This window comes from Nocardia lijiangensis NBRC 108240, from assembly GCF_001613045.1.
GTDB classification, from domain to species: domain Bacteria; phylum Actinomycetota; class Actinomycetes; order Mycobacteriales; family Mycobacteriaceae; genus Nocardia; species Nocardia lijiangensis.
This window is the reverse complement of sequence record NZ_BDBP01000170.1, coordinates 1-7,835: the sequence shown is the minus strand read 5'-3', so window position 1 is coordinate 7,835 and position 7,835 is coordinate 1. Positions and strand designations below refer to the sequence as shown.

General features: G+C 68.6%; 6 protein-coding genes and 2 pseudogenes. All 8 read right to left on the bottom strand.

All coding sequences use genetic code 11. From position 1 onward, the window contains the following. Nucleotides 1-385: pseudogene (locus tag NL1_RS35125) on the bottom strand (NADH-quinone oxidoreductase subunit NuoN); the annotation flags it as partial. Beyond that, on the bottom strand, nt 382-2,004 hold the full coding sequence (locus NL1_RS35120; RefSeq protein ID WP_067849067.1) for an NADH-quinone oxidoreductase subunit M: 1,623 nt from the start codon (nt 2,002-2,004) through the stop codon (nt 382-384). The gene NL1_RS35120 and the pseudogene NL1_RS35125, both read right to left, overlap by 4 nt. Continuing rightward, the gene (gene nuoL / locus NL1_RS35115) at nt 2,001-3,887 is read right to left on the bottom strand and encodes an NADH-quinone oxidoreductase subunit L (RefSeq protein WP_067849064.1); all 1,887 of its coding nucleotides are present in this window, start codon (nt 3,885-3,887) and stop codon (nt 2,001-2,003) included. Before nuoL ends, NL1_RS35120 begins: the two co-directional genes overlap by 4 nt. Nucleotide 3,888: 1 nt before the next feature. Continuing rightward, nucleotides 3,889-4,188 carry an NADH-quinone oxidoreductase subunit NuoK gene (gene nuoK / locus NL1_RS35110; protein WP_067849061.1) on the bottom strand — a complete coding sequence of 100 codons (300 nt, stop codon included), beginning with the start codon at nt 4,186-4,188 and terminating at the stop codon, nt 3,889-3,891. Continuing rightward, nucleotides 4,185-5,006 (bottom strand): NADH-quinone oxidoreductase subunit J, encoded by an 822-nt coding sequence (locus tag NL1_RS35105; protein WP_067849058.1) that lies wholly within the window; start codon nt 5,004-5,006, stop codon nt 4,185-4,187. Before NL1_RS35105 ends, nuoK begins: the two co-directional genes overlap by 4 nt. Before the next feature lie 8 nt (nt 5,007-5,014). Then, the gene (nuoI, locus tag NL1_RS39845; RefSeq protein ID WP_281180905.1) at nt 5,015-5,593 is read right to left on the bottom strand and encodes an NADH-quinone oxidoreductase subunit NuoI; all 579 of its coding nucleotides are present in this window, start codon (nt 5,591-5,593) and stop codon (nt 5,015-5,017) included. Nucleotides 5,594-5,608: 15 nt separating this feature from the next. Then, a pseudogene (gene nuoH / locus NL1_RS35100) lies at nt 5,609-6,904 on the bottom strand (NADH-quinone oxidoreductase subunit NuoH); the annotation flags it as partial. Beyond that, nucleotides 6,897-7,835 (bottom strand): molybdopterin dinucleotide binding domain-containing protein (locus tag NL1_RS35095; RefSeq protein WP_156095197.1); only part of this gene is annotated, 939 nt, incomplete at its 5' end. The gene NL1_RS35095 and the pseudogene nuoH, both read right to left, overlap by 8 nt.

The window sequence follows — 7,835 nt, the reverse complement described above, 5'->3', positions numbered from 1 at the left end:
CGGTCGCCGCGGCCAGGCTCCAGGTGCCGGGCCCGGATCGCGCCTCGCGCGGTTGCGCGCCGCGTTCCGCCATGAACAGCACCCCGAGGATCGACACCACCAGGATGGTGCCCTGCAAGAACAGCGTCACCCCGTCGATGGCCACGGCGCCGGCGATCGCGGTGGACTCGGTGCCCGCCAAGCGGACGACGGCCGCCAGCGCCGCCGCGAGACCGGCCAGGCTGAGTATCACCTGGGTGCCGTAGCGGAATCGGCGCGCGACGAACGCCTCCACCAGCACCGTGGCGACCGCGACACCGAACACGATGAGCATCGGGGAGAGCAGGCCGTATTCGATGTCCGGCGTCGGCACGGTCGCGGCGAGTGGGATCGGGTGCGTGGTCACTTGTGCCCACCTTCCTGAAGGTTCGCCGCGCCTGCCTCGGGCGCCGGAACCGTCGGCGCGGGATCGTGGCGGCCGATGGTGGTCAGGGTCTGGCTCACCGCCGGATCGATGAAGTCCAGCACCGGTTTCGGATAGAGGCCGAGGAACAACAGCGCCGCGATGAGCGGTGCGACGACGGCCAGCTCACGGGGCACCAGATCGTGAATCTGCTCGTTGCCCTCCTTGACCGGGCCGGTCATCATCCGCTGGTAGAGCCACAGCACGTAGATCGCGGCGAGCACCAGCGCGCTGGCCGCGATGACCGCGGCCGCCTGGTAGCGGCTGAAAGTGCCGATGAGGACCAGGAATTCGCTGACGAACGGAGCCAGTCCCGGCAGCGACAGCGTCGCGAGACCGGCGATGAAGAACGTTCCGGCCAGCACCGGCGCGACCTTCTGCACCCCGCCGTACTCGGCGATGACCCGGGTGCCGCGCCGCGAGACGAGGAACCCCGCGATCAAGAACAGTGCGGCGGTGGAGATGCCGTGATTGACCATGTAGAGCGTGGCACCGGTCTGCCCCTGGCTGGTCATGGCGAAGATGCCCAGGATGATGAAGCCGAAGTGCGAGATCGAGGTGTAGGCGATCAGCCGCATCACGTCGGTCTGGCCGATCGCCAGCAGTGCACCGTAGACGATGCCGATCACGGCGAGCGTGATCACCAGCGGCGCATAGGTTGCCGACGCATCCGGGAACAGGAGCAGGCAGTAGCGCAGCATGCCGAAGGTGCCGACCTTGTCGACCACCGCCATCATCAACACGGCGCCGGCCGGTGTGGCGGCGACCGCGGAGTCGGGGAGCCAGGTGTGCAGCGGCCAGAGCGGAGCCTTCACGGCGAAAGCGAACATGAACCCGAGGAACAGGGCGTTCATCACCGCCGGACCCGCGCCGAGCTCACCGGAGTTGGCGGCGGCGACCACGGCACGGAAGTCGAAGGTGCCCGCGCCATCCCCGCCGAGCCCCTCGCGCGCCGTCACCACGTAGAGGCCGATCACCGCGGCCAGCATGATCAGCCCGCCGAACAGGTTGTACAGCAGGAACTTCACCGCCGCCCGCGAACGCTGCTGGCGCAGCTGCACATCCGCGGTCCGCGGCCCGAAGCCGCCGATGAGGAAGTACATCGGGATGAGCATGGCCTCGAAGAATACGTAGAACAGCAGGATGTCCAGCGCCACGAAGGAGATGAGCACCATCGCCTCGACGAGCAGCATCAGCGCCACATAGGTGTGCGTCACGCGCCTGCCCGCGCCTGCCGCGCGATCGTCGTGCCAGCCCGCCAGGATCAGCAGCGGCACCAGCGTGGTCGTGAGCAGCACCAGCACCAGCGCGATGCCGTCCACGCCGAGGGTGTATCCGGCGCCGAAAGCGGGGATCCACTCGTGCGATTCGACGAATTGATACTGCTCGCCGCCGGGGTCGAACCTTGTCGCGAGCACGACGGCGACCACCAGCACGGCCACCGAGAAGGTCAGTGCCACACCGCGTGCCAGCACCCGCCGCGCCGCGGGCAACGCCAGGACGACGACCGCGCCGACGACCGGAAGCAGCCAGAGGGTGGTCAACCAGGGATAGTTATTCACCAGATCCTCACCGCCAGCAGGGCGGCGGCCACCAGGGCCGCGCCGGTGAACATGGACAGGGCGTAGGACCGCACGAATCCGGACTGGACCCGGCGGATGCGGGCCGAGAGCCCGCCGATCAGGGCGGCCGTGCCGTTGACCATCCCGTCGATGCCGCGGTTGTCGACGAACACCAGCGACCGGGTGAGATGCTGGCCGGGACGCATGAACACGCCCTCGTTGACCGCGTCGCCGTAGAGATCGTTGCGGGCGGCGACGGTGAGTACCGTGACCTCCTCCGGCGCCGTTTCCGGGATGTCACGCTGCGCGTACTGGCTGTAGGCGACGGTGACGCCGACCGAGACGACGGCCAGCGCGAGTGCGGTGACCACACCCGCGGGCACGACCTCCTCGCCGTGGTGCGCGCCGACCACGGGCTCCAGCCAGTTCACCAGCGCGTTGCCGAGCACGAACAACAGGCCGGAGGCGACCGAGCCGATGGCGAGCAGGATCATCGGTCCTGTCATCACCGCGGGCGCCTCGTGCGGATGCGTGCCGGGCTTCCAGCGTTGTGAGCCGAAGAAGGTCATCAGCATCACCCGCGTCATGTAAAACGCGGTGAGACCCGCACCGAGCAAGGTGACCGTGCCGAGTGCGAAACCGGCAGCGCCGCCCTCGTTGAAGGCCACCTCGATGATCTTGTCCTTGGAGAAGAACCCCGCGAACGGCGGCACACCGATGATCGCGAGGTAGCCGATCCCGAAGGTGGCGTAGGTAATCGGCAGCACTTTGCGCAGACCGCCGTAGCGACGCATATCGACCTCGTCGTCCATCGCGTGCATCACCGAGCCCGCCCCGAGGAACAGACCGGCTTTGAAGAAGCCGTGGGTGAGCAGGTGCATGATCGCGAAGGCGTAGCCGGCGGGGCCGAGGCCCGCGGCAAGCACCATGTACCCGATCTGGCTCATGGTGGACGCGGCCAGCGCCTTCTTGATGTCGTCCTTGGCGCAGCCGACGATCGCACCGAACAACAGCGTCACCGCACCGACCAGCACCACGGCCAGCTGGGCGTTCGGCGCGAGGTCGAAGATCACGTTGGACCGCGCGATCAGGTAGACGCCCGCGGTGACCATGGTGGCCGCGTGGATGAGCGCCGACACCGGTGTCGGGCCCTCCATCGCGTCACCGAGCCAGGACTGCAGCGGCACTTGGGCGGACTTGCCGCAGGCGGCCAGCAGCAGGAGCAGGCCGATCGCGGTGAGCGTGCCTTCGCTCGCGCCGGGCGCGGCGGCGAACACCTCGCCGAAGCCGATCGAGCCGAATGTCGCGAACATCGTCATCATGGCCAGCGCCAAGCCCATGTCGCCGACCCGGTTGACCACGAAGGCCTTCTTGGCGGCCGTTGCGGCGGAAGGTTTTCCGTACCAGAAGCCGATCAGCAGGTAGGAGGCGAGACCGACGCCTTCCCAGCCGAGGTAGAGCACCAGGTAGTTGTTCGCCAGCACCAGCAGCAACATCGCCGCCAGGAACAGATTGAGGTAGGCGAAGAACCGCCGCCGATCCGGATCGTGGCTCATGTACCCGATCGAGTACAGGTGGATCAGCGAGCCGACACCGGTGATCAGCAGCGCGAAACACATGGACAGCTGGTCGATCTGGAGTCCCATGTCCACCTGGAGACCGGTCACCGGCACCCAGCTGAACAGATCGGCGTGCACGGCTCGCTCGGCGCTGTCACGCCCCAGCATGATGACGAACGCCCACACGGCAACGCCGAAGGAGGCCAGTGCCATCGCGCAGCCGAGCAGATGGCCCCACTTGTTCCCGGCGGGCCCGAGGAGCAGCAGTACGACGGCCCCGGCCAGCGGCAGCGCGGGCAGCAGCGTCAGGATCGCGGTATCCACGTCAGAACTTCAGCAGGTTGGCGTCGTCGACCGAGGTCGAACGGCGGGCGCGGAAGATGGTCATGATGATGGCCAGGCCGACGACCACTTCGGCTGCGGCGACCACCATCGTGAAGAACGCGAACACCTGGCCGTCCAGGTTCGCGTGCATCCTGGCGAACGTGACGAACGCGAGGTTCACCGCGTTGAGCATCAGCTCGATGCACATGAACACCACGATCGCGTTGCGCCGCAACAGCACTCCGGCCGCGCCGATCGTGAACAGCAGGGCGGACAGGAACAGATAGTTCTCGGGGGTCACCGGGTGCCTTCCTCGTCGGCGGGATCGTGGCCGTCGGTCTTCGCGTCGCCCGCGCCGGAGCCGACCGAGATGACGGCCGCCTCGGTCAGCGCCCTGGTGCGGCGATGCCGCAGGATGGTGCTGACCGAAAGCTCCTCGAACGAGCCGTCCGGCAGCCGGGCGGGAATGTCCACGGCGTTGTGCCTGGCGTAGACGCCGGGCGTCGGCAGCGGGGTGGCGCGGCTCTTGCCGTCGCGGAATCGCCTGCGGGACAGTTCGCGCTGATCCATCCGCGGGCCGAAGCGCTCCCGGTGCGCGAGCACCATGGCGCCGATGGTGGCGGCGATGAGCAGCGCGCCGGTGAGCTCGAAGGCCCACACGTATCGGACGAAGATCAGTTCGGCGAGTTCGCCGATCACGTCGCGACCGGCGAAACCCGTGGCGGGGAAGCTGATTTCGGAGTTTCGGACGCCGGTGGCGATGCCGGTGACGAACAGGATGCCGAAACCGAGCCCCACCGCGGCGGCGGCGAAGCGCTGGCCGCGCAGCGTTTCCTTCAGCGATTCCGCGGAGTCGACGCCCACCAGCATGAGCACGAACAGGAACAGCATCATCACCGCGCCGGTGTAGACCACGATCTGCACCACGCCGAGGAACAGCGCGTCCTGGGCGATGTAGAACACGGCCAGCGTGATCATGGTGGCGGCCAGGCAGATCGCGGAGTGCACGGCCTTGGCCGCGAACACCATGCCGAGCGCGCCGAGCACGGCGAGCGGGGCCAGTATCCAGAACTGTACGGCCTCACCGGTGGACGTGCGGGTCAGTGGCTCGGCGGCCATCAGTATCGTCACCGCGTCCCTCCTTCCGCGCCTGCTGTCGCGGGCTTCTTCTCGTCGGATTCGGTGGCCGCGCCGGGGACCGTGCCGCGGTAGTAGTCGCCCTCGGTCGATCCGGGGTACATGGCGTGCGGCGGCGGGGTCATGCCCGGTTCCATCGGCGCGAGCAACCGGTCCTTCTCGTAGATGAGGTCGGCCCGGTTGTCGTCGGCGAGCTCGTACTCGTTGGTCATGGTGAGCGCCCGGGTGGGGCAGGCCTCGATGCACAGGCCGCAGCCGATGCAGCGCAGGTAGTTGATCTGGTAGACGCGGCCGTAGCGTTCGCCGGGGGAGAAGCGTTCGGTCTCGGTGTTGTCGGCGCCCTCGACGTAGATCGCGTCGGCGGGGCAGGCCCAGGCGCACAGCTCGCAGCCGATGCACTTCTCCAACCCGTCGGGATGCCGGTTGAGCTGGTGGCGACCGTGATAGCGGGGCGCGGTCGGCACCTTGTGCTCCGGGTAGAACTCGGTGTTCGGCTTCTTGAACATGGTGAGCGCCGTGACCGCGAAACCCGAAAGCGGTTCCAGCGGATGGCCTTTCGTCGCGTCCACGTGGCGGACGCCGGCGGGCAGCGGCGGTGTCGGGAAGCCGAGGAAGACGCCCTCGCCGCTCGGTGCGTGCTCGCCCACCGGCGGCTCGTCTGGCAGTGGCCCGGCACCCGGGCGCCGCCCGGCCCGCAGGAACATCCCGATCATCAGGGCCGTGATCAGCAGGCCCGCGACGATCATGGCGGCGGTCGCCCAGGCGAAGCCCTCGGCGTCGAGCACGCGCGCCGCCGCGACGAGCATCACCCACAGCAGCGACACCGGAATGAGCAGCTTCCAGCCCAGATTCATGAACTGGTCGTAGCGCAGCCGGGGCAGCGTGCCGCGCAGCCAGATGAACACGAACAGGAACGTCCACACCTTGGCGGTGAACCACAGCAGACCCCACCAGCCCGTGTTCGCGCCCGGCCACATGTTGATCGGCCACGGTGCGTGCCAGCCACCGAGGAACAGCGTGGTCGCCAGCGCCGAAACCGTGGCCATGTTGACGTATTCGGCCAGCATGAACATGGCGAACTTGAGCGAGGAGTACTCGGTGTGGAAGCCGCCGACCAGTTCGCCCTCGGCCTCGGGGAGGTCGAAGGGCGCCCGGTTGGTCTCACCGACCATCGACACGCAGTAGATGAGGAACGAGGGCAGCAGCAGGAAGACGTACCAGGTGCCGTCTTGGGCGGCGACGATGCCGGAGGTCGCCATGGTGCCCGCGTGCAGGAACACCGCGGCGAAGCAGAGCGCCATCGCGATCTCGTAGGAGATGACCTGCGCCGTCGAACGCAGGCCGCCGAGCAGCGGGTAGGTCGAGCCGGACGCCCAGCCCGCCAGCACGATGCCGTACACGCCGATCGAGGTGATGGCGAGGATGTACAGCACGCCGACCGGCATATCGGTCAGTTGCAGCGCGGTGCGCTCGCCGAGGATGGAGACCTCGCCGCCGAACGGGATCACCGCGAAGGCCATGAAGGCGGGAATGACCGCGAGGATCGGCGCAAGGACGTAGATCGGCTTGTCCACGATGGCGGGGATGATGTCCTCTTTGAGCGCCATCTTCACGCCGTCGGCGATGCTCTGCAGCGAGCCTTTGGGGCCGACCCGGTTCGGGCCGACGCGCATCTGCATGCGCGCCACGATCTTTCGTTCGGCCAGCACCGCGATCATCGGGGTGAGCAGCAGGAAGACGAAGATCGCCACCGATTTCGCGATGACGAGCCACAGGGGGTCGTGGCCGAAGACGGCGAGCGTGTCAGGCCCGGAGGCGGTAGCTTGCGTAGCCACGGAGGGCCCCACGGTCGCCGTGACGAACAGAGCGGGATCACTCATGGCGGTGTTCCTTCATCCTCTCGTCGGCGCGGCGTACGTGCACGACGCCGCCCGGCTGGGTGGCGAGCTGTTCGGGCACCGAGCTGCCTGGCGAATTCAGCGGCAGCCACACCACCCGTTCGGGCATCTCGGTGATGAGCAGCGGCAGCGTGAGCATGCCGCGCTCGGAGGAAATGGTGACCGGATCGTCGTCGGCCGCACCGATTTCGGCGGCGGTCGCGGGCGAAAGCCGGATCACCGGCGGACGGGCGATACCCGCCAGGTTCGGCTCGCCGTCCTGCATCCGGCCCCGGTCGAGCAGCATCCGCCAGCTGGCGAGCACCGCGGCGCCCTGCCGTGGCTGGGTGATCGGATGCGGCCGGTGCGCGGGCGGTGCGACGGGCTGGCCGTCCCAGGTGCCGAGCTCCGCGAGTTCGGCGCGGGCCGCGGCGGTGTCGGGCAGGCCGAGTGGCACCCCCATCTCGTCGGCGATGGCCTGCAGCACCCGCTGGTCGGAGAGCGGCGCGGCGGTGCGGCGCACGGTGGACTCGCCGAGCGCGGCGTCGAACCGGCGCGGCCTGCCCTCCCAAGTGCGGAAGGTGCCGGACTTCTCCATGGTCGCGGCCACCGGGAACACCACGTCGGCGCGCTCGGTGACGGCGCTGTGCCGCAATTCGAGGCTGACCACGAAGCGGGCCGAGTCGATCGCGGCGAGCGCCGCGTTCGGGTCCGGCAGATCGCTGACATCCACACCGCCGACCACCAGCGCGCCGAGTGTCGGCGCGTCGTCCAGGATGGCCGTGGTGTCGCGCCCGGCGGTCACGGGCAGCTCGTCCACGTTCCAGATCGTGCGAACCTGTTGCCTGGCAAGCGGATCCGCCACGGGACGGCCGCCGGGCAACAGGCCGGGCAGCGTGCCCGCTTCGACCGCGCCGCGCTCGCCAGCGCGCCG